Genomic DNA, 19,649 nt, shown 5'->3' on the forward strand with positions numbered 1-19,649 from the left:
TTTAAGGAGTGCTGTTTGAAACCTGGAGAATCTTTCCATTATAATATTTATGGCCCTTCAGGCCGAAATCTGAAATATACTCAGCCATTGTACGGGCACTTACTGGAGCCTCGTAACCTGGAAATGCTTCTGCGAGCATTTCGGTTTGCACCGCACCAAGGGCCAGCCCATTGAACGAAGGACCCTCTTCTTTATATTCTTCAGCCAGTAATTCGGTTAAGGTGAGCAAAGCTCCCTTGCTGGAACTGTAAGCAGCCAGGCCAGGAAATTTTACACTTCCCTGTATTCCTCCCATACTGCTAACATTAACCACATGGGAATCTTTGTTCATATACGGGATCAATTTCCTGGTAAAAGAGGCCACGCCAATAACGTTCACCTCGTAAATACGGCGAAAATCATCTGAAGTGGTTTCCTCAAAAGGTTTGTTTAGAAATGCTCCTGCATTGTTGATAAGCAAATCTACCTTCGAATTCCAGTTCTCCTCGATAAAACCTTTGGTACGTATATGACTGTCTTCATCGGTAATATCGAAAGAGAAACTGTGAACATTCTTCAGTTCCTGTTCAGAAACAGGCTCACTATTTCGCGAAAGTGCCAGCACGTTCATTCCCATTTCAGAAAAAATCCTGGTCATTTCAAACCCTATTCCACGGCTGGTACCTGTAATTACTATATTCTTCATTCCTGATTCATTTTTATTTCCTTTTCAGAAGTCATGGTCATTTTATGTAAACCCGGGATGAGTTTATTGAAAAGAGCTGCCATATGTTCTGGATCCAGGTTTTCAGATTCGTCATCTACATGATGGTAATAATCATAATTTGAAAAATCGAAGGTGGAAATGGTTTGAGCCGGTACGCCAAATTCGGTATAAAAAGGATAATTATCACTTCTTTTAAAAAGGGAAAGCTGACTCGCCTGCGGAAGAAAACCAAGAACCTTCTCACCATTAGAATATTCGTTAAACTTCTCGGCTAGATTTGATTTTTCATAACCGGTTAGATAAGCTTCATAATCCTTGGCCTTCATTGGAACGCCGATCATTTCCATATTGATCATCGCGTAGAGATCCATTCCTTCTGCCTTTAACTTTTCAGCAAGGTGTTGAGAACCTTTCAATCCCATTTCCTCTGCTGAAAACAATACAAAAAGTAAGCTTCTGCCGTTATTCCCGAGCTCAGAAAGTTGTTTAGCTAGTTCTATTACAGCAACAGTACCGGCTGCATTATCGTTTGCACCGTTTGCGATCACATCTCCGTTAACCTCTTTTCCCGTTCCTATATGGTCATAATGAGCACCGATAATGATATACTCATCCTTTAGATCTTCGTTAGTGCCTTCAAGCAAACCAACCACATTATAGCCCTGTAAGCCATTCACCTGGAAACTATCGCGGTAGGTTTCAAAATAAGGTTTCAAACCAAAGGTTCTCATCTTTTCTTCCAGGAAACTGGCAGCCTTTTCAATACCCGGTTCACCGGTCTTTCTTCCGGCGAGTTCATCTGAGGAAAGGTATTCAAGATTCTGCTCGATCTGGTCTACTGAAATCTTTATGTTTTGTGTAGACTGTGCTTTAACCGATGTGGCGCAAAGCATCATTAACGAAAGGCCTGAAATGCCTTTTACAAGTAAGTTTCTCATACTGCTAAAGATAAAAAAATCCCGCAATTTAGCGGGATTTCAGATTGTTTGATATTTAAGATCTTAAGCCAGCATGGTAACCGGATTCTCAAGATAAGTCTTCAGTGTTTGAAGGAATGCAGCACCGGTAGCACCATCAACCGTTCTATGGTCACAGGCTAGGGTAAGTTTCATGGTATTTCCAACAACGATCTCCCCATTGCGCACCACAGGCTTCTCTACAATGGTTCCCACTGAAAGAATTGCCGAGTTAGGCTGATTAATGATACTGGTAAATTCAACGATTCCGAACATTCCAAGGTTGGAAACCGTAAAGGTACTTCCCTCCATGTCTGATGGCTGAATTTTCTTATTACGGGCTTTTCCTGCCAGGTCCTTCACATTGCTCCCAATTTGAGTTAGAGACATCTGGTCTGCAAACTTCAGCACAGGAACCACAAGCCCTTCTTCCACAGCTACAGCAACTCCCATATGGATATGCTTGGCAATTCTGGTATTATCACCCGTCCACTGGCTATTGACCTGTGGATGCTTTCTTAAAGCCATGGCAGATGCTTTGATCACCATATCATTGAAAGATACCTTAACATCTGGCATTTCATTGATATGCTTTCTGGATTGCATCGCATTGGCCATGTCTACCTCTATAGTAAGGTAATAATGCGGAGCAGTGAATTTAGATTCACCCAGACGTTTTGCAATGGTCTTGCGCATTTGAGAATTCTTTCTATCCTCAAAGCTCTCCTCACCTGCCGGAACGTAAGGCTGAACATCAGCTGCAGCTTCTTCCTTGGCCTCTTCTTTGGCAGCTGGTTTTTCTGAAGGTTTGAAATCTTCAATGTCCTTCTTGACGATTCGGCCGTTTTCACCCGATCCTTTTACGTCTGCAAGATCAATTCCTTTGTCTTCGGCCATTTTCTTGGCCAACGGAGAAGCAAAAATTCTTCCACCGTCTTTTGATTCAGATTTTGATTCGCTTGTTTTGTCTTCAGTTTTCTTTTCTGAATCCTTAGAGGAATCTGTTTCTTTATCCTTTTTAGAATCTGAAGATTTTTTTGATTTTTTAGATCCATCGCCTGACGTATCGATCTTGGAAACATCGGTTCCTTCAGGACCAATGATTGCCAGAAGACTATCTACTTTGGCAGATTCACCTTCCTGGATACCGATTTTAAGCAAGGTTCCTTCATAGAAAGATTCAAATTCCATGGTAGCCTTATCGGTCTCGATCTCGGCAAGGATATCTCCTTCTTCAACCTTATCACCTTCCTGTTTCAACCAGGAAGCGACTGTACCCTCTTCCATGGTATCACTAAGACGCGGCATTTTGATGATCTCTACTCCTTCAGGAATTTCGCCATCACCAGAATCTGAATCTTCATCGCCTTCAGAATCCTCATCTGAAGTATCTTCTGATTTTTCGTCGTCGGAATCCTTAGATTTTTCTTCCTTTTTATCAGATGAAGAATCTTCTCCATCGCCATCCAGCAGGCTGGAAATATCTTCACCTTCTTCCCCGATTATAGCTAACAAGGCATCAACCGGAGCGGTATCACCCTCTTCGATTCCTATATGAAGAAGGGTTCCATCATAGAATGATTCGAATTCCATGGTAGCCTTATCGGTCTCGATCTCGGCCAGGATATCTCCTTCTTCTACTTTATCTCCTTTTTGCTTAAGCCACTTGGCAACGGTACCTTCTTCCATGGTATCGCTCAGGCGCGGCATTTTGATTACTTCTGCCATCTTTTAGTCTAATTTATGGGCCAGGAACGGATAATCCTCCTGTTCGTAAACAACATCGTACATTACGTTCTTATTAGGGAAATCTGATTCATCTGCGAATTTCTCACATTCTGCAACCATATCCTTAACGCGTTTGTCGATCTCTTTTATTTCTTTATCGGTAGCGTACTTTTTCTCCTTAATATGGTTTTTCACCTTCGTAATAGGATCAAGTTTTTGGTATTCTGCCACCTCATCTTTGGTTCGGTATTTTTGAGCATCACTCATAGAGTGACCTCTGTAACGGTATGTTTTCAATTCAAGGAAAGTTGGACCATCACCTTTTCGGGCTCTCTTGATCGCCTCGTCTAAAGCTTCAGCAACTTTTACCGGATCCATCGCGTCTACAGGTCCACATGGCATTTCATATCCATTTCCTAGTTTCCAGATCTCGGTATCCTTTGAAGTCCTGGCTACAGAAGTTCCCATCGCATACCCATTATTCTCCACACAGAAGACAACAGGAAGATTCCAGTTTACAGCCATATTAAGGGTTTCATGTAACGAACCCTGTCTTACAGCACCATCTCCCATAAAAGTAAGAGTAACCGAATCTCTTTTATGATACTTGTCTGCGAAGGCAAGACCGGCACCCAGAGGAATTTGCCCTCCAACGATCCCGTGACCTCCATAGAACCTGTGTTCTTTAGAGAAAATGTGCATGGAACCACCAAGACCCTGAGAAGTTCCGGTACCTTTTCCGTAGAGTTCGGCCATCACTTTTTTAGGATCTACACCCATCCCGATAGGCTGAACGTGATTTCGGTAAGCAGTGATCATTCTGTCCTTTTTGAGATCCATCGCGTGAAGTGCTCCCGCCAGAATGGCTTCCTGCCCATTATATAAATGTAAAAATCCTCTAACTTTTTGTTGAATATAGACCTGCGCAAGCTTGTCTTCGAATTTGCGCCAGAACAACATATCCTCGTACCACTTTAAGTATGTGGCTTTTGTAATTTTCTTCATCTAAAAATTTATATTTAAAGGCCAGACAGATCGGTTTTGCCAAGCGGATAACAAAAATACTATTTTCGATAAGAAACGAAAACAGTTTTGTGGCAAAAATAACGAAAACCTTATAGCCAGGAACTGTCAAAAACCAAAGGAAGCAGATCTCCTATAGAATAAGCTTTTACAACCTTTCCGCTTTCGCCCATAAAATAGATCTCTATTGGCCGGTCCTGTTTCACCTCGTATTCAACAAGAGCCTGCCTGCACGCCCCGCATGGAGGCACCGGGGAAAGGATTTGACGCTTGAGCGACCTGGCGGTTATCGCGATTTTCAAAATATCAGCTTCCGGGTACCTTGCTCCCGCGTAATAAACCGCAGTCCTTTCGGCACAAAGACCAGAAGGATAGGAAGCATTTTCCTGGTTACTACCCACCACGACTTCATCATTATCGAGAAGCAGGGCGGCTCCAACCTTAAATTCCGAATAAGGAGCGTAGGCATTATCCCGAACCTCTGCCGCCTTTTCCATAAGAACTTTAACAGAATCGGGAATCTCATCAATAGACTCATACACTTCCAGCCGGGAAGTGATCGTAAGTGGCTTCATATATTATTATTGGGAAGACAAGGTAACAGAAACCAGATTGGTTTCAAATGATACTAAGATAGTTTTAAGATTTAAGGAGGCCTTAATTATTGTAGCTATCCCCGAAGTTAAAGCTTAAACCAAATCTAAGGGTTCCTTCAAGCGGACTTGGCACTGAGGAAGTTGAAAATAAATAGGACGCATCGATCACTACAGATTCATATACGAATCCGGCACCTAGCGAAAAGAACCTTCTAAATCCCTTTTCGTCGCTTTCGTGAAAATAGCCAGTTCTTAAAGCGAACTTATCCTGGTACCAGTATTCGGCACCCATCGCCCAGGTGATTTCTTTAAGCTCTTCAGAAAAACCATCAGGTGCATCGCCAAAGGATTTAAAGATCCCTTCTATAGCACCAATTTCATTATATTCTTCATCATCCTCACCATCTATATCGCCATCACCATCAAAATCCTGTGGTGTAGGAACCAGTAATTTATTGAACTCAATATAAGTTCCAAGGCGATTCTGGGCATCGAATATAAAATCGAAACCTCCACCCAGCTTTAAATTTGTTGGAATAAAGTTTTCCTGGCCAGCATCATCATATTTCATTTTAGGTCCAATATTCGCAATATTAGCCCCCAGTCTCCATCTTCCATCGAAACTATTGAAAGTTATCTGATCACTCTGATAATAGGCAGCTACATCCACTCCAAAAGTAGAAGCCGCACCAAGATCCTCATTATCCTGCAAACCCAGATCTGATCTCAAATACCTACCAGCAACCGCCATCGAAAAGGTTTCGCTCAATTTCAGGGAATAAGAAAGGTCGAAAGTCAACTCGTTAGGATTTACAAGAACAGGAGCCTGCTCAAAATTATCCCTCACCTCAATAGATCCCAGACTGAAATATCTTAAACTTCCTGCAAAAGCACTTCTATCGTTAAGTTTATGAGCGTAATTTAGACTTCCAAGGAATATGTCGTTCACAATTTCGCTAAGGTAGGGAGTATAAGAAACCGCAACCCCATTCTTCCTGGTCATAAAAGCGTATTTCGCCGGATTCCATTGTTGGGAAAAAATATCGGCAGAGGTTGCAACCCCCTGGTCACCGAGACCAGCTGCTCTGGCATCGGCAGCTACCAAAAGAAAAGGAACAGCGGTAGTGATCACCCTATCCCTCTGCTCCTGCGCATTCATTGAAAATTTCGCAAAAAATAATGCTCCTATTAAAAAGAATGTAATTTTTTTCATTATAGCAGTTAATGATAAACAAATATATGGTAATATTCCTGTTAAGAAAGAACCAATTTGGGAAAAAGCTTCTTATCCTGACTTTAACGAATATATTTTATGATTGCAATGGGATTAGGGGTTAATGAATATAACTCAAAAAGATGAATAATATTGTAGCATACAGACAAGACGACAAAATATTCGGTGAAAATTACATCATCCAAACAATTTCCCTGTCGAGCCATCGTTTAGATGAGTAATAGACCAGAAAACTCAGACCAAAGCAAATCAACCTGATACAGAATATTATAGGTCGTGGCATATCAGACAGTTATGCGATTAATCACCAGCCCAGAATAAATAAAATAATCTTGTACATTTAGCGTTAATTAGTATATTGCAGGGCCTAATTTTCTATCATAAAGAAGAGAATACTATGAAATTGAATGTAGCTTTAAAAGCCTTTATTGCTGTTGTTTGTGGCGTTAGCTTACTAAGCTGTAATAATTCCAACAATTACAAAAACACCTCTCGCGCAACCGGATGGGACATCAATTCGGATGAAGGCGGATTCCAGTATAACACCGATTATAAGGAACAGGAAGCAGCTCCTGGTCTGGTTTTCGTTGAAGGGGGAACTTACACCATGGGACGTGTTCAGGATGATCCTATGCACGACTGGAACAACACCCCAACCCAGCAGCATGTTCAGTCCTTTTATATGGACGAAACCGAGGTAACCAACAAAATGTACCTGGAATACCTTGACTGGCTAAAGAGAGTTTTTCCTCCAAGTGAAGACAACTACAAGAATATTTATAACGGAGCACTTCCAGACACCCTTGTTTGGAGAAACAGGCTTGGTTACAATGAGACAATGGTAACCAACTATCTTCGTCACCCCGCTTATGCCGAATATCCGGTAGTAGGGGTTAGCTGGATACAGGCGGTTGAATTCAGCAAATGGAGAACCGATCGTGTAAATGAAAGTCAGCTGGAAAGAGAAGGTTATATTAAGGAAGGTGCACACTTAACCGATGTTAATGCCTCTTCTACATTTAACACCGAAACATTTATCCACACCCCTAGCAAATCTTATGGAGGAAATACCGAAATAAGCCAGGGAGGTGATGAAGCACAGGACAGACTCAATAATACCAACGACGCCGGAAACCCGGTTAAGAAAGTATACCCGGGACGTGAAAGCGGCCTTATCTATCCTGAATACAGGCTTCCTACTGAAGCTGAGTGGGAATATGCAGCTCTTGGACTTGTTGGTATCAGAAACTACAACACTTACAGAGGTAGAAAGAAATATCCATGGGATGGCCAGTACACCCGAAATGGTGATGTAAAAAGAATGGGAGACCAGCTTGCTAACTTTAAGCAGGGAGATGGTGACTACGGTGGAATTGCCGGGTGGAGCGATGATGGCGCCGATATTACTGCAGAAGTTAAGACCTATGAGCCAAATGATTTTGGATTATATGATATGGCAGGTAACGTGGCCGAATGGGTTGCAGATGTTTATCGTCCTGTTGTAGACGACGAATTCAACGATTTCAACTACTACAGGGGTAACGTGTACACCAAGCATGCAATCAACGAAGACGGAACTGTAAAAGTAGTAGGAACCGAGGATGTGGTTTACGATACATTGAGCAACGGAAAACTGGTTGCCAGAAATCTCCCCGGAGAGATCGCACAGGTTCCAGTAACCGATGAGGATACTTATATGAGAACCAACTTTACCGAAAGTGACCAGAGAAACTTTAGAGATGGTGATAAAAGCTCAAGCCGCTATTATCAGCCTTTCCAGGAAGTAGATGACCCATCAAAAAGGATGTACAATTCACCTACTTACGATAATTTCTCTTATGCTTCTGAAGACAGCACAGCTGCTTCCAGCGGAATCACCCAAAGAGGATACGACAAGGAAAAAAGAACCACTCTTATTAGTGACGAGGTACGTGTTTATAAAGGAGGTAGCTGGAGAGACAGAGCTTACTGGTTAGATCCTGCCCAGCGTCGTTACTTCCCACAGGATATGGCGACCGATTATATTGGTTTCCGTAACGCAATGTCCAGAGTTGGATCTAAATCTTTACAAAAGAATAAGACTGCAAGAAGCAATTAATCATCAGCTTCTTTAAAATAAACTTAAAGCCCTAACTTGTTTAGGGCTTTTTTTATAGTTTTAAAATATGAATTCAGCTCAACTCCACCAGAGATTCCTTCTTAGTTCCGGTGCATGCACCGATACCCGAAAGATTAACAAGAATTGTATATTTTTTGCACTCAAGGGAGGCAATTTTAATGGCAATGAATTTGCAGCTGAAGCTCTTCAGAACGGCGCCCGTTATGCGGTGGTAGATGAAAAGGAATTTGCCCTGGAGGATGACGAAAGATTTATCCTGGTTAAGAACAGCCTGGAAAGCCTTCAGAAATTAGCAATTTTCCATCGCAACTACCTGGAGATCCCCATCCTGGCAATAACCGGCAGCAATGGAAAAACCACTACCAAGGAATTATTGTATGCGGTGCTTTCCCGTAAGTTCAGAACAGTTGCTACAAAAGGCAACCTCAACAATCATATTGGAGTTCCTCTCACTCTTTTGTCTATGGATGAAGAAACCGAATTCGGGATCGTTGAAATGGGGGCGAACCATCTGAGGGAAATAGAATTCCTGTGCAGTATTGCCAATCCGGATTATGGCTACATCACAAACTTCGGAAAGGCTCACCTGGAAGGTTTTGGTGGTGTGGAAGGAGTCATTAAAGGAAAGACCGAACTCTACAAACATTTGCAGGAGCAAAACAAACTGATCTTCCTCAATATCGACGATGAAATCCAGAGGAAGCATCATAATTACAAACACACTTTCAGTTTCGGAATGAGCCGGCTGGCAGATGTACGCCTTTCCTATCTCCAGGGGCAGCCTAATGCCCAGCTTCTTTTTAACGACACCAAATTCAACAGTAAACTAACCGGAAGCTACAATGCCACCAATATGGCTGCTGCCCTGTGCATAGGACTTTATTTTAAAATTAAATTTAACGACATTCGAGAAGCAATAGAAGAATACAGTCCTCAAAACAACCGGTCTCAGCTTATCGAAAGCGGAAACAATACTATTATCATGGATGCCTATAATGCTAACCCTACCAGCATGCATGCGGCATTAGAGAATTTCAATAACCTTCAAACCAGCAAGCAAAAGATCGCTGTTCTCGGGGATATGTTCGAATTAGGAGATGCTGCACCAACAGAACACCAGGTTATCGTTAATTTCATAGAAAACAGCAAAATTTCAGAAACCTATTTACTAGGAGAGAACTTCAAAAAAACTCATACCAGCAACGATTTTATCTTTAAGTTTAAGGACATCGAAGCTTTAAAAACTCACCTGCAAGAATCTAATTTTGAAAATTGCTATTTCCTTATAAAAGGTTCAAGGGGAATGGCACTGGAACGAGTGCTTGATTCGATCAAAAAAAGCCGGTAAAAACTTACTGAAAGTCTATCGTTGATCTGGAGGACGTTTACCAGGACAGGAAAAGTTCATTATTTTCATTTAATTTCAACGAGGTACCAAATTTCTGTCCTTCCCCGGAGAGAACCTCTTCGAGCCATTTCGCCTGTTTTTTATCAGCTTTATTTAACTGAAGCTTTTTGATATGCATGGGCTGCATGGTTAGGGCTTTAAGTTGTCCTTCACTATCTACCACAGGAAAGTACATAAGGCTTAACTGCGGTTTGAATTTCTCATTCCCACTAATCCCCTCATAGTCGTTAATGAAATCACCGGCGCCATAAATAATCAGCCGGTCATGGTAAACCTCCATACCAAGTGGATGATGCGAAGAATGACCGAAAATGATGTCCACTCCAGCTTCATCTATAAGCCGGTGTGCAAAATCTATATGCTCCTGCGGGATGTCATAACCCCAATTTCCGCCCCAATGAATTGAAAATATGACCAGATCATCAGGTTCTTTAAAAGACTGAATATTTTCCTTGACCTTTTCAAATTCAGTTTTTCCGAAAGCATCCAGGTAATTAACACCACTTATATTTACTTCTGCTTTCCAGGAACTCGGAATACCACTATTCCACGCTCCATAGGAAAACACAAGAATTCGGGTATTGTTGATATGAAAAGTAGAAGGAGCCTGTGCTGCAGCATGATCCTTTCCGACTCCTGAAAAGCTAATTCCTGCCTTCTCCAGACTTTCGATACTTTCCTGTAGACCTTTTCTACTCCAGTCCAGTATATGGTTGTTCGCAAGACTTACATGGTCTATCCCTGCCACCTTAAACAATTCAACATTTTCAGGATGCATTCGGTAATGTATACCTTTCCCCGGCCAGGCTTCGGAAGAAGTGGTGATACTGGTTTCGAGATTGATGAGTTTTAGATTGGGTTTATATTCGCGCCAAACCTGAATGGCATCTCCCCAGATATACTTATGATCAACAGGGGTATCGATCTTTCCGCTTTTTCTTTCGGCAAGCTGAAGGTAGGAACGTGCATCTTTCACATAAGCCTCATAAAGTTCAGGAGAAACAGAAACTGGCAGCGCCTGGTCAATTCCCCGGCCAGTCATTACATCTCCGGCAAGGAAAAGTCTTATAGAAGTATTCGCGTCTGGCTTTTTCATTTTGATTTGTTCACTCTGGGTAAAACAGAAGCATACAGAAAACAAAAACAGCAGAAAAAAATATATTTTGCTCATAGCTTTACCAACTCCCTTTAAGTTACGGAATTAATAGAAAGCCTGGAAAACTATTCAGAATAAGGCCTGAAAAACCTAAAATTTACAAAGGACAATTACTCAATACCGACCGAATCATACACCTGAACCTTTTTCCACAGGTGGGAGGCTTCATCGATAAAGAGCAAATGAGCAGGTTCTTTTTGATATTTATCCTGAACCTCTTTTGAAGGAAAGGTAAGAATCAGCGAATATGTATAGGAGTTATCTACCACATCACGGGGAGTGTTCGCAGGAACCCCAATGAACTTTGTTTGCGCATACTCACTATTCCTAAGAAACTTTTTAAGGGAAGTTTCGAAATCCTGCCTGTCTTGCGCATTATCGGGATTGTTCAACCAGAAATACACAACATGACTGAAGTTCTTGTCGAATTCTACTTTTTGCGCCTGCGCATGAATGCTTTGCACGCAATTAAAAACACCTATTACTATTAAAATCTTTAAGTAAGCTTTCATTTCAATTTTTATTAATGATCAACTGAACAATTCTAAATAAACAAAACATCAAATCCCACCTTATCGGTGGCATTAAGACCTCATAAGGCAAATATCATTCACCGGCATTTACACGTTTCCTGGTTGAATGCAGCATATCAATGCGCCAACCTCTTTCGGTCTTTACTGCCGTGGCACTTTCCAGCCATCTAATCACCTGAATGGTTTCTCCATCCTTTTTAAAAGTAGCATCATTATGATAAGCTATCCAGGCAGTATTACCGGCAACCTTCACTTCTACAAAATCAAATTCATTAACCCGCTGCATTCCCTGCAGATTAGCCGACTTTAATTCAGAAGTAAGCCTTTCCATATCCCAGACTTCTCCTACCTCAAGCAGCAGAAAATCATCGGTAAAATAATTATCAATATTCTCCACATTCAATTCGGAAAAAACCTCATCGAAGGAATTCTGAATAAGATCTTTGAGCTGTTGTTCATCGGTAGATTGAGCCTGTACCTGAAGCCCCAGAATGAGAAAAAACAACATAAAATTTTTCATCATGATTGATTTTGATTAGCCGGTTTAAGATACTTCAATTAAACCAATAAAAAACCCCGCAAATAGCGAGGTTTTAAAGTGTGAGTGATACTGCCCCGAATGGTTGGGGAACCAGTGACCTTATCTGTGAGTGATACTGGATTCGAACCAGTGACCCCTACCCTGTCAAGGTAGTGCTCTGAACCAACTGAGCTAATCACTCTAACGCGGCAAATATATTAAAAGTCCTTACAACGAGATTGAAAAACAATAAAAAAAGGAGGCCGTAAAGTCGAGACTTTAAGAGTAAATGACATCGACGTAGAATTCCACTGAGATAATTCATATAAAAAAAGGCCTCCATCCCTGGTGACCTTTTTAATTCTGTGGGCGTGAAGGGATTCAGTATATCCCGAACTGGATTGGACCATCCATAGGTTTTGAATTCTACCTGACAAGTATGCTAAATATTTTATTTAGTTTAGAGCCTTTAATATCCTGTTTTTTAAAAATTCGAATGAAAAGAACTATACTATTACTCCTTTTTCTTTTACCAAGTATTACTATCTCACAAATTTCCAAAGGTGTTTGGTTCTGGAATTCTGAAAATGGAAGAAATAGTTTAGAGTTAAGAATATTGAAAGTGGATGATAAATCTGTTGAAGGAAATTATTGTAGCGTATTTAATAATGGCGAAAAAATTGATTGCAATTCAGAATTAGAAAACGAGGTAAACTTTCTTTTGAATAAAACTTCTGAAAACACTTATCAGGGAACCTTTACAAGTCATTATAGTTCAGCAAATGGTTTGTTGAAAATCATCCATATCCCGTTAAATAAAAAAATGATATTTGAAATAATAGAAGCTCCGAAAGGTGAATATTATTTACCTGAAAAAGCAGTATTATCTCAATAGACCATATCTAAAACTGAGAACTTTCAGGCTTAAGAATCGTAAAAGAAAAAAGGTCTCCATTCCTGGAGGCCTTTTCAAGTCTGTGGGCGCGAAGGGATTCAGTCTATCCCGAACTGGCTTCGGGAAACCCCTGACCCTCCCGATGTAATCGGGATGCGCTGAACCAAACCGTTTTCAAATACTATTTTGCGAGATCAATTTCTCGATCATTCTGCGGTTTTTCCAGTTTTTAATTTCTTTTTCTCTAGCTAAGGCTAGTTTCTTGTCTGGAATTTTTTCCGAATAAACCAATTTCCAATCCTTACCTCTCGAGGTAAATCCTTTATGATTCTGTAGGTGCTTTATTAGTCTTGACTCGATATTTTCGGTGCAACCAATATAATATCGATCAAGACTTTGAGAATGAATAATATTGACGTAGAATTCCACTCAATCAATCTACATAAAAAAAGCCTCCATTTCTGGAAGCCTTTTCAATTTCTGTGGGCGCGAAGGGATTCGAACCCCTGACCCTCCCGATGTAATCGGGATACTCTGAACCAAACCGTTTTCAAATACTATTTTGCGAGATCAATTTCTCGATCATTCTGCGGCTTTTCCAGTTTTTAATTTCTTTTTCTCTAGCTAAGGCTAGTTTCTTGTCTGGAAATTTTTCCGAATAAACCAATTTCCAATCTTTACCTCTCGAGGTAAATCCTTTATGATTCTGCAGGTGCTTTATTAGCCTTGACTCGATATTTTCGGTGCATCCAATATAATATCGATCAAGACTTTGAGAATGAATTATATAGACGTAGAATTCCACTCAATCAATCTACATAAAAAAAGGCTTCCATTGCTGGAAGCCTTTCAATTTCTGTGGGCGCGAAGGGATTCGAACCCCTGACCCCTTGGGTGTAAACCAAGTGCTCTGAACCAACTGAGCTACGCGCCCTTGCGATTGCGGATGCAAATATATTAAAATTCAATTAGGACTAAACTAAAAAACTAATTTTTTATTCCCTGATTGAAATTAATTGTTGGTCTGGAAATTTCATCAAATAAAAAAGGCCTCCATTTCTGGAAGCCTTTTCAATTTCTGTGGGCGCGAAGGGATTCGAACCCCTGACCCCTTGGGTGTAAACCAAGTGCTCTGAACCAACTGAGCTACGCGCCCTCGCGATTGCGGATGCAAATATAGACCAGATTTTCCTTTACACAAAAGAAAATCTTGTAAAAAATTAAATATTTTAAAGCTTATAAAAATTTATAGGTAAGCCGGAAGAAAAGCCCTGAACCAACCGGCTCAGGGCCAGTTTCTTATTGATTGCTTTTCATCAATTCCGGCACACTTCGGTATACTAAATCGGCGTGCTTGCCGGTGAAATTTTTATTCATTTCCTTCATAAAATCTTCCCGTTCCTTTTCATCGGCCCAGGCTGCAGAGACCAAATTGGCTTCTTCTTCAAAAAATTCCTCGATATCACCCAGTTTGTCAAAAACAAAAACTTCAGCCATATCCCTGCTGTTAGCTCCCCATAGATGGCGGTGGGTGTAATAACCTTTTAGCTTTTTGCTTTTCCTGGTTACCTTTTCGTAGAATTCGTTGAATGTAGCCGGCGAACCCTGACCGTCCATCGCTAACTGACTATTTCTCACATAGAAGATCCTGGGCTCCCCGTTAGAAGCAGACTCTGGTATATAATACCTCATAGACAAATAGATCTCATCCCTGTGATCTGGCTTATAATACTTAGCCTGTTTATCAAAGATTGCCTGTCGCGCTTTATCATCGGGCCAGGCCTCCTCTACTAATTTCTGGTTAAGGTCGTTGGCCTTTTCGATATCATCCCAATTTTCATAAACATTCACCATAACGATTTCAGAATTATCTGGAGTGAAGTAATGAGTGTAAACTCCAGAACTAATTATTAGATCATTCTTTGCAGTGACGTTCTTGAAATATTCCTGCTCGGTTGCGAGCCAGTCGGAGAAATCGGTTTCCGGGTCATCGTTCCAGTGAGTGGTGGTCATGGTAATGTAGACCGGTTTAAAATCCTGTGAGCTTTCCTGTGTACTTGCTGCCATGCTTAGCATCAATGCCAGTAGAACGACAAATAATCGAGACTTTTTCATTTTGGTTGAGTTTTAAATTAATAAATCACCCAGCAAAAAGTCAGATCATATAAAAATGGGGAAATAAAAAATAAGGAAGTAAGGCTTAAATAAATGATCTTCGGATACTTATAAAGATAACCTATTTTTTAAAGCAAAAGCCATTTGAAATGGCAATTCTCCCTATAAAACCTCAGCTACGGTAAAATTGCTTCCACCAATAAAAATAAGGTCTTCATCCAGGGCAGCATCGAGAGCAGTATCGTAGGCATCTTTTACTGAATCGAACACCTTCCCCTCAAGCCCATACTTTACAGCTTCCTGCTGAAGCAGTTGAGCCTCAAGACCGCGTGGTACATTTGGTTTTGCGAAGTAATAGGTAGCCTCCTTCGGAAATAGATCAAGAACCTTTGAAAGGTCCTTATCATTAACAACACCTATAAGTATATGCAAATGCTGAAATTTTTCTTTTTTTAATTGCTTCAGGACAATCTTAAGGCCTTCGGCATTATGCGCAGTATCACAGATCACTTTAGGTTTTAGCTGAAGCACATCCCAACGTCCCTGCAAACCTGTAAGCAATTTAACCTTCGATAGCCCATTCTTTACTTCTGCTTCCGAAAGCTTCCAGCCTCTTTCCGCAAGCACTTTGATCGCTGTCATCAGCGTTCGAAGATTCTTTTTCTGATAGGCTCCTTTCAAATCGCTTTCAACAACAGGAAATTGATAGTCTTCAGCAAAAAAGATCCGGGCCTGCATTTCGGTGGCCTTTTTCTGAAAAACCGGTTGGGTTTCTTGCTGTTTTTCGCCAATGACCACCGGCACCTGTTCCTTGATAATTCCCGCCTTCTCGCCTGCGATAGTCGCAAGATCCTCTCCCAGAAAAGCGGTATGATCTAAACCGATATTGGTGATCACCGATAATTCAGGATTAATGATATTGGTAGAATCCAGCCTGCCTCCCATTCCTACCTCGATAATGGCGATATCTACCTGCTGCCTCGCAAAATGATCAAAGGCCATTCCAACGCTCATTTCAAAAAAGCTTAAGCTATTCTCTTCCAGGAAAGCTTTATTCTCATCTATAAACTCAACAACTTCCTCCTCGCCGATCATTTGGCCATTGACCCTGATCCTTTCCCTAAAATCCTTTAAATGAGGTGAAGTGTAGAGCCCGGTTTTGTAACCTGCACTTTGAAAAACCGCGGCCAGCATATGGCTTACAGAACCTTTTCCATTGGTCCCGGCAACGTGAATTGATTTGAATTTCTTTTCAGGATGAGCAAGTTGTTCAGCGAGTTTCAGGGTATTGGTAAGATCTTTTTTAAACGCCTGCTTCCCTACCCGCTGGTACATGGGCAACTGTTGAAACATCCATTCAACAGTTTCATGATAGGTCTTCACTTATTCGGTAAGTTTGAAGTTATAGATAATGGTTCCCACCTGTTTTGCAGGCGCATTGTCATCGCTATTGAACCTGGTAGCAAGAGCGGCTCTTTTTGCCGGTTCAGTAAGGCAGCTGGCACTATTGGTAGTCCCTTTCATTCCCGGCTGCGCACTGATCACTCTTCCGGTCCTGTCTACAACGATCTTGACCACTACAATACCAGATTCATTACAATCCTGTACGAATTTTTCTTTATTCAAAGCAGATCGTCCACCAAGCCTGTAGTTTCCGTCCCCATCGAGTCCTGCTCCCTGGCCGTAATAAGAACTGGCATTAGGGTCACCTTCAGGGCTTCCCTTATCACCAGCCTGGTTGTCATTCCCTTCCCCTCCAGAAGCCGTTCCACTTCGTTCAGGTCCGTTTAAAATACTGCTCAGAGCGTCATTGGTAGACTTACTTGGCTTAGGTTCCGGCTTTTTTACCGGCTTGGGTTCTTCCTTCGGCTTTTCAACGGGTTTCGATTCGACGGGAGTTTCCTTTTTCTTTTTTTCGATCACAGGGGCCTCCTCGATATCCTGGGTCACAACCTCCTTCTCGATCACAGGTTCCGATTTCACCGGCTGTGCCGTGGTTTGTTGTGGAGCCGACTTCACCGGCTCTTTTGGCTGTTCGTCCCCCATCCCAACTTCAGAAGTACCAAAATTGATCGCGATCCCACTTTCAGGTGGCGGATCCAGGTAAGTAAGGCCAAAAAAGATCAAAAGAAGGATCAGGACCACATGTATCACTACAGTGATGGTAAAGGATTTCTTCTCATGTTTTGTTTCTAAAACAGCCATTTTACTTTCTATTCTGGTTTTACAGCCAGTACGATCTTATACGAATTACGATTCGCGATATCCATCACGTTCACGGCCTTTTCGATAGGCACACCTTCTTCAGCCCTTAAAATAATGGTTGGATTCTCTTCTCCTGCCAGCCGACTTTTTAAAGTGCCTTCCAGCGCAGAGTTACTGATCCTTTCATCATTGATATAAAACTGCAGATCCTTGGTTATACTAACCGAAAGGGTTTGCTTGGTGGTCGTCTTTCCTTTAGCCTTTGGAAGTATCAAATCCAGAGCTTCCGGAGTGATCACCGGAGAAGTTAACATAAAAAAGATGAGCAGTAGAAAAACTACATCGGTCATCGAGCTCATGCTAAACTCCGGGCTTATTTTATTTCTTCCTCTCAGGTTCATATTAAGCTGGTTCGTTTAACAGGTCAAGGAAATCAACCGCGGTTGCTTCCATGCGGTGCACCATTTTATCGGTTTTAACAACAAGATGGTTATATCCAATATAAGCGATAATACCCACGATAAGTCCAGCCACCGTTGTGGTCATGGCAGTGTAAATCCCTTCTGCAAGGGCTCCCATCTGGGCCTGCCCGCTACTGGTGGCCAGTTCATGAAAAGCAAGTACCATACCAATTACGGTTCCAAGGAAACCAATCATAGGAGCGGCTCCCGCGATAGTAGCAAGGATACTTACATTCTTTTCCAGCTTATAGACCTCGAGTCTTCCGGCATTCTCAATAGCCGTATTGATATCCTCCAATGGACTTCCTATACGGGAAATTCCTTTTTCGGTAAGTCTGGCGACCGGGGAATCACTTTGCGCACACCTTATTTTGGCAGATTCGATATTTCCGCTCAAAACGCTGTCTTTGATCTGGAGCATAAAGTTTTTGTCGATCTTTCCGGCAGCCTTAATGGCAAAAAGCCTTTCAAAATAAATATAGACCGCGGCGAATAATAGAACGAAAAGGATGATGATAATGATCTGTCCACCAAGCCCTCCACTAAACATGAGTTCAAATAGAGATAGGGTCTTTTCTTCTACGACGGGCTCTGCAGTTTGGGCAGCATCGGCCAGCTCGTCCTGCTGAAAAAAGTTAAGCATATGTTCTAAATAGGTTTTTTATTGTAACGTGCTAAAGTAAGTTTAATTGTAACCAAATTTAAATAATAGAAATAGGCGTTCTACCAATCTTTCAAGAATGTTTACACAAACTTTTAAACAAGCTGTTTTAGAGCTACTTCAAAAGCAGTTTTACTGATGTTGGTCTTGCTGCTGTTATTATCAAATGTATTCTGAATGGCATTTTTAATGGTCATGGAAGTATCATTGAAGATGGCTTCATCGGTCATTTGAACTCTTCTTTCCATGAAATAGGCAAAAACACGGGCCATACCGCAATTTGAAATAAAATCAGGGATCAGGCTTACACGTTCATCGGTATATTCCATAATTGGCCCGAAGAAAATTTCCTTATCGGCGAAAGGAACATTGGCCCCGCAAGAAATAACTTCCAGTTTTCTATCGATCAAACTGGTGATCTGGTCTTTTGAAATAAGCCTTGAAGCTGCACAGGGCGCGAAAATTTCGGCATCCAGTTTCCAGATCTTTTCATTAATCTCTTCGAAAGAGATCATATCCTTATGGCTCAAGGTATTTCCTTTTTTATTCAGGAACATTTCCTTGATCTCTTCAAAACTGAAACCTTCTTCATTAATTAGTCCGCCTGCCCGGTCAATGATCCCAACGATCTTCGCTCCCATTTGGGCAAGGTAATATGCTGCTGCAGAACCTACATTCCCGAACCCCTGGACGATGGCTTTTTTTCCTTCAATATCACCTCCATAAATGGAATAATAATGATGAACCGCCTCTGCCACACCGTAACCGGTGATCATATCGGCCACTGTATATTTCCTGGTAACATCCGGTGAAAAATGAGTGTTTTCAAGGACTTTAATCACTCCCTGTCTTAGCTGACCTATTCTATTGATCTTATCGGCTTCGGTTGGTTGAAAATGACCGTTAAATACTCCTTCCTGAGGATGCCAAACGCCACAATCCTCTGTAATAGGAATTACCTCGTTGATCTCATCCACGTTCAGGTCGCCACCAGTTCCGTAGTAACTTTTCAGAAGAGGAGAAACCGCTTTATACCAGCGCTCGAGAACTCCCTTTTTCCTTGGGTCGGCCGGGTCGAAGTTGATCCCAGATTTAGCACCGCCAATAGGAGGCCCGGAAACAGTAAATTTAACTTCCATGGTCTTGGCAAGCGAAAGCACCTCGTTTTGATCAAGTCCCTGTCTCATTCTGGTACCACCACCGGCAGCACCTCCACGAAGCGAATTGATCACCGTCCAGCCTTCAGCTTCGGTTTCAGAATCTTTCCAGTTAAATACAATTTCGGGTTCTTTATTCTCGTATAATTTGAGTAATTCTTTCATTTTTGGAATAT

General features: G+C 41.5%; 20 protein-coding genes and 3 tRNA genes. 3 read left to right on the forward strand and 20 right to left on the reverse strand.

Features of this window, described 5'->3' with window-relative positions; all coding sequences use genetic code 11:
* Position 1: 1 nt before the first annotated feature.
* From MKO06_RS16910 to porV, 6 genes are all read right to left on the reverse strand, one after another.
* On the reverse strand, positions 2–685 hold the full coding sequence (locus tag MKO06_RS16910) for an SDR family NAD(P)-dependent oxidoreductase (RefSeq protein ID WP_241552421.1): 684 nt from the start codon (positions 683–685) through the stop codon (positions 2–4).
* Complete coding sequence (locus MKO06_RS16915) at positions 682–1,644, reverse strand: M28 family metallopeptidase (RefSeq protein ID WP_241552422.1); 963 nt, start codon at positions 1,642–1,644, stop codon at positions 682–684. The genes MKO06_RS16910 and MKO06_RS16915 overlap by 4 nt, the downstream gene beginning before the upstream one ends.
* Positions 1,645–1,707: 63 nt before the next feature.
* Positions 1,708–3,390, reverse strand: a complete 1,683-nt coding sequence (locus MKO06_RS16920) for a pyruvate dehydrogenase complex dihydrolipoamide acetyltransferase (protein WP_241552423.1) — start codon at positions 3,388–3,390, stop codon at positions 1,708–1,710.
* Between the two features lie 3 nt (positions 3,391–3,393).
* Positions 3,394–4,395, reverse strand: coding sequence for a pyruvate dehydrogenase (acetyl-transferring) E1 component subunit alpha (pdhA, locus tag MKO06_RS16925; RefSeq protein WP_241552424.1), 1,002 nt, complete (start codon positions 4,393–4,395; stop codon positions 3,394–3,396).
* A 110-nt stretch (positions 4,396–4,505) separates the two neighbouring features.
* The gene (cdd, locus tag MKO06_RS16930; RefSeq protein ID WP_241552425.1) at positions 4,506–4,988 is read right to left on the reverse strand and encodes a cytidine deaminase; all 483 of its coding nucleotides are present in this window, start codon (positions 4,986–4,988) and stop codon (positions 4,506–4,508) included.
* Between the two features lie 82 nt (positions 4,989–5,070).
* The gene (gene porV / locus MKO06_RS16935; protein WP_241552426.1) at positions 5,071–6,222 is read right to left on the reverse strand and encodes a type IX secretion system outer membrane channel protein PorV; all 1,152 of its coding nucleotides are present in this window, start codon (positions 6,220–6,222) and stop codon (positions 5,071–5,073) included.
* Positions 6,223–6,640: 418 nt separating this feature from the next.
* Between porV and gldJ the strand changes: the two genes are divergently transcribed.
* Together gldJ and MKO06_RS16945 are read left to right on the forward strand one after the other, a co-directional pair.
* On the forward strand, positions 6,641–8,341 hold the full coding sequence (gene gldJ, locus MKO06_RS16940) for a gliding motility lipoprotein GldJ (RefSeq protein ID WP_241552427.1): 1,701 nt from the start codon (positions 6,641–6,643) through the stop codon (positions 8,339–8,341).
* Positions 8,342–8,408: 67 nt separating this feature from the next.
* Entirely contained in the window at positions 8,409–9,710 is a 1,302-nt protein-coding gene (locus MKO06_RS16945) for a UDP-N-acetylmuramoyl-tripeptide--D-alanyl-D-alanine ligase (protein ID WP_241552428.1), read from the forward strand.
* Positions 9,711–9,747: 37 nt separating this feature from the next.
* Here the strand turns inward: MKO06_RS16945 and MKO06_RS16950 are convergent, their stop codons facing one another.
* The 4 genes from MKO06_RS16950 to MKO06_RS16965 all read right to left on the reverse strand — a co-directional run bounded on the left by MKO06_RS16950 (position 9,748) and on the right by MKO06_RS16965 (position 12,181).
* Complete coding sequence (locus MKO06_RS16950; protein WP_241552429.1) at positions 9,748–10,866, reverse strand: CapA family protein; 1,119 nt, start codon at positions 10,864–10,866, stop codon at positions 9,748–9,750.
* 170 nt (positions 10,867–11,036) lie between these two features.
* A complete protein-coding gene (locus MKO06_RS16955; protein ID WP_241552430.1) occupies positions 11,037–11,438 on the reverse strand; it encodes a Dabb family protein in 402 nt (133 codons plus the stop codon).
* Positions 11,439–11,532: 94 nt separating this feature from the next.
* Positions 11,533–11,982 (reverse strand): nuclear transport factor 2 family protein, encoded by a 450-nt coding sequence (locus tag MKO06_RS16960; protein ID WP_241552431.1) that lies wholly within the window; start codon positions 11,980–11,982, stop codon positions 11,533–11,535.
* Positions 11,983–12,106: 124 nt separating this feature from the next.
* Positions 12,107–12,181: transfer RNA gene (locus tag MKO06_RS16965), tRNA-Val, on the reverse strand.
* Positions 12,182–12,475: 294 nt separating this feature from the next.
* On the opposite strand from MKO06_RS16965, the gene MKO06_RS16970 reads away from it, so the two are divergent.
* Positions 12,476–12,874 (forward strand): hypothetical protein, encoded by a 399-nt coding sequence (locus MKO06_RS16970; RefSeq protein WP_241552432.1) that lies wholly within the window; start codon positions 12,476–12,478, stop codon positions 12,872–12,874.
* 174 nt (positions 12,875–13,048) lie between these two features.
* On the opposite strand, the gene MKO06_RS16975 is transcribed toward MKO06_RS16970, so the two are convergent.
* The 10 genes from MKO06_RS16975 to MKO06_RS17020 form a co-directional block, all read right to left on the reverse strand.
* Entirely contained in the window at positions 13,049–13,303 is a 255-nt protein-coding gene (locus MKO06_RS16975; protein WP_241552433.1) for a GIY-YIG nuclease family protein, read from the reverse strand.
* A gap of 121 nt (positions 13,304–13,424) precedes the next feature.
* Positions 13,425–13,679 carry a GIY-YIG nuclease family protein gene (locus MKO06_RS16980; RefSeq protein WP_241552434.1) on the reverse strand — a complete coding sequence of 85 codons (255 nt, stop codon included), beginning with the start codon at positions 13,677–13,679 and terminating at the stop codon, positions 13,425–13,427.
* A gap of 54 nt (positions 13,680–13,733) precedes the next feature.
* Positions 13,734–13,808, reverse strand: a tRNA-Val gene (locus MKO06_RS16985).
* A gap of 147 nt (positions 13,809–13,955) precedes the next feature.
* Positions 13,956–14,030 (reverse strand) — tRNA-Val (locus tag MKO06_RS16990).
* A gap of 143 nt (positions 14,031–14,173) precedes the next feature.
* Positions 14,174–14,989 carry a hypothetical protein gene (locus MKO06_RS16995; protein ID WP_241552435.1) on the reverse strand — a complete coding sequence of 272 codons (816 nt, stop codon included), beginning with the start codon at positions 14,987–14,989 and terminating at the stop codon, positions 14,174–14,176.
* Positions 14,990–15,151: 162 nt separating this feature from the next.
* Complete coding sequence (locus MKO06_RS17000) at positions 15,152–16,372, reverse strand: bifunctional folylpolyglutamate synthase/dihydrofolate synthase (RefSeq protein ID WP_241552436.1); 1,221 nt, start codon at positions 16,370–16,372, stop codon at positions 15,152–15,154.
* Positions 16,373–17,194 carry an energy transducer TonB gene (locus tag MKO06_RS17005; RefSeq protein ID WP_241552437.1) on the reverse strand — a complete coding sequence of 274 codons (822 nt, stop codon included), beginning with the start codon at positions 17,192–17,194 and terminating at the stop codon, positions 16,373–16,375.
* A gap of 8 nt (positions 17,195–17,202) precedes the next feature.
* Entirely contained in the window at positions 17,203–17,595 is a 393-nt protein-coding gene (locus MKO06_RS17010; protein ID WP_156283620.1) for an ExbD/TolR family protein, read from the reverse strand.
* 1 nt (position 17,596) lies between these two features.
* Positions 17,597–18,298 carry a MotA/TolQ/ExbB proton channel family protein gene (locus tag MKO06_RS17015; protein WP_241552438.1) on the reverse strand — a complete coding sequence of 234 codons (702 nt, stop codon included), beginning with the start codon at positions 18,296–18,298 and terminating at the stop codon, positions 17,597–17,599.
* A gap of 113 nt (positions 18,299–18,411) precedes the next feature.
* Complete coding sequence (locus MKO06_RS17020; RefSeq protein ID WP_241552439.1) at positions 18,412–19,638, reverse strand: Glu/Leu/Phe/Val dehydrogenase dimerization domain-containing protein; 1,227 nt, start codon at positions 19,636–19,638, stop codon at positions 18,412–18,414.
* Positions 19,639–19,649: the final 11 nt, after the last annotated feature.

Origin of the sequence: Christiangramia oceanisediminis, assembly GCF_022570735.2 — a bacterium.
Classification (GTDB): domain Bacteria; phylum Bacteroidota; class Bacteroidia; order Flavobacteriales; family Flavobacteriaceae; genus Christiangramia; species Christiangramia oceanisediminis.

Bases quoted from the DNA above. Each gene is read 5' to 3' on its own strand.
- MKO06_RS16910 (WP_241552421.1), bottom strand. From the start codon at position 685: ATGAAGAATATAGTAATTACAGGTACCAGCCGTGGAATAGGGTTTGAA.
- MKO06_RS16915 (WP_241552422.1), bottom strand. From the start codon at position 1,644: ATGAGAAACTTACTTGTAAAAGGCATTTCAGGCCTTTCGTTAATGATG.
- MKO06_RS16920 (WP_241552423.1), bottom strand. From the start codon at position 3,390: ATGGCAGAAGTAATCAAAATGCCGCGCCTGAGCGATACCATGGAAGAA.
- pdhA (WP_241552424.1), bottom strand. From the start codon at position 4,395: ATGAAGAAAATTACAAAAGCCACATACTTAAAGTGGTACGAGGATATG.
- cdd (WP_241552425.1), bottom strand. From the start codon at position 4,988: ATGAAGCCACTTACGATCACTTCCCGGCTGGAAGTGTATGAGTCTATT.
- porV (WP_241552426.1), bottom strand. From the start codon at position 6,222: ATGAAAAAAATTACATTCTTTTTAATAGGAGCATTATTTTTTGCGAAA.
- gldJ (WP_241552427.1), top strand. From the start codon at position 6,641: ATGAAATTGAATGTAGCTTTAAAAGCCTTTATTGCTGTTGTTTGTGGC.
- MKO06_RS16945 (WP_241552428.1), top strand. From the start codon at position 8,409: ATGAATTCAGCTCAACTCCACCAGAGATTCCTTCTTAGTTCCGGTGCA.
- MKO06_RS16950 (WP_241552429.1), bottom strand. From the start codon at position 10,866: ATGAAAAAGCCAGACGCGAATACTTCTATAAGACTTTTCCTTGCCGGA.
- MKO06_RS16955 (WP_241552430.1), bottom strand. From the start codon at position 11,438: ATGAAAGCTTACTTAAAGATTTTAATAGTAATAGGTGTTTTTAATTGC.
- MKO06_RS16960 (WP_241552431.1), bottom strand. From the start codon at position 11,982: ATGATGAAAAATTTTATGTTGTTTTTTCTCATTCTGGGGCTTCAGGTA.
- MKO06_RS16970 (WP_241552432.1), top strand. From the start codon at position 12,476: ATGAAAAGAACTATACTATTACTCCTTTTTCTTTTACCAAGTATTACT.
- MKO06_RS16995 (WP_241552435.1), bottom strand. From the start codon at position 14,989: ATGAAAAAGTCTCGATTATTTGTCGTTCTACTGGCATTGATGCTAAGC.
- MKO06_RS17005 (WP_241552437.1), bottom strand. From the start codon at position 17,194: ATGGCTGTTTTAGAAACAAAACATGAGAAGAAATCCTTTACCATCACT.
- MKO06_RS17010 (WP_156283620.1), bottom strand. From the start codon at position 17,595: ATGAACCTGAGAGGAAGAAATAAAATAAGCCCGGAGTTTAGCATGAGC.
- MKO06_RS17015 (WP_241552438.1), bottom strand. From the start codon at position 18,298: ATGCTTAACTTTTTTCAGCAGGACGAGCTGGCCGATGCTGCCCAAACT.
- MKO06_RS17020 (WP_241552439.1), bottom strand. From the start codon at position 19,638: ATGAAAGAATTACTCAAATTATACGAGAATAAAGAACCCGAAATTGTA.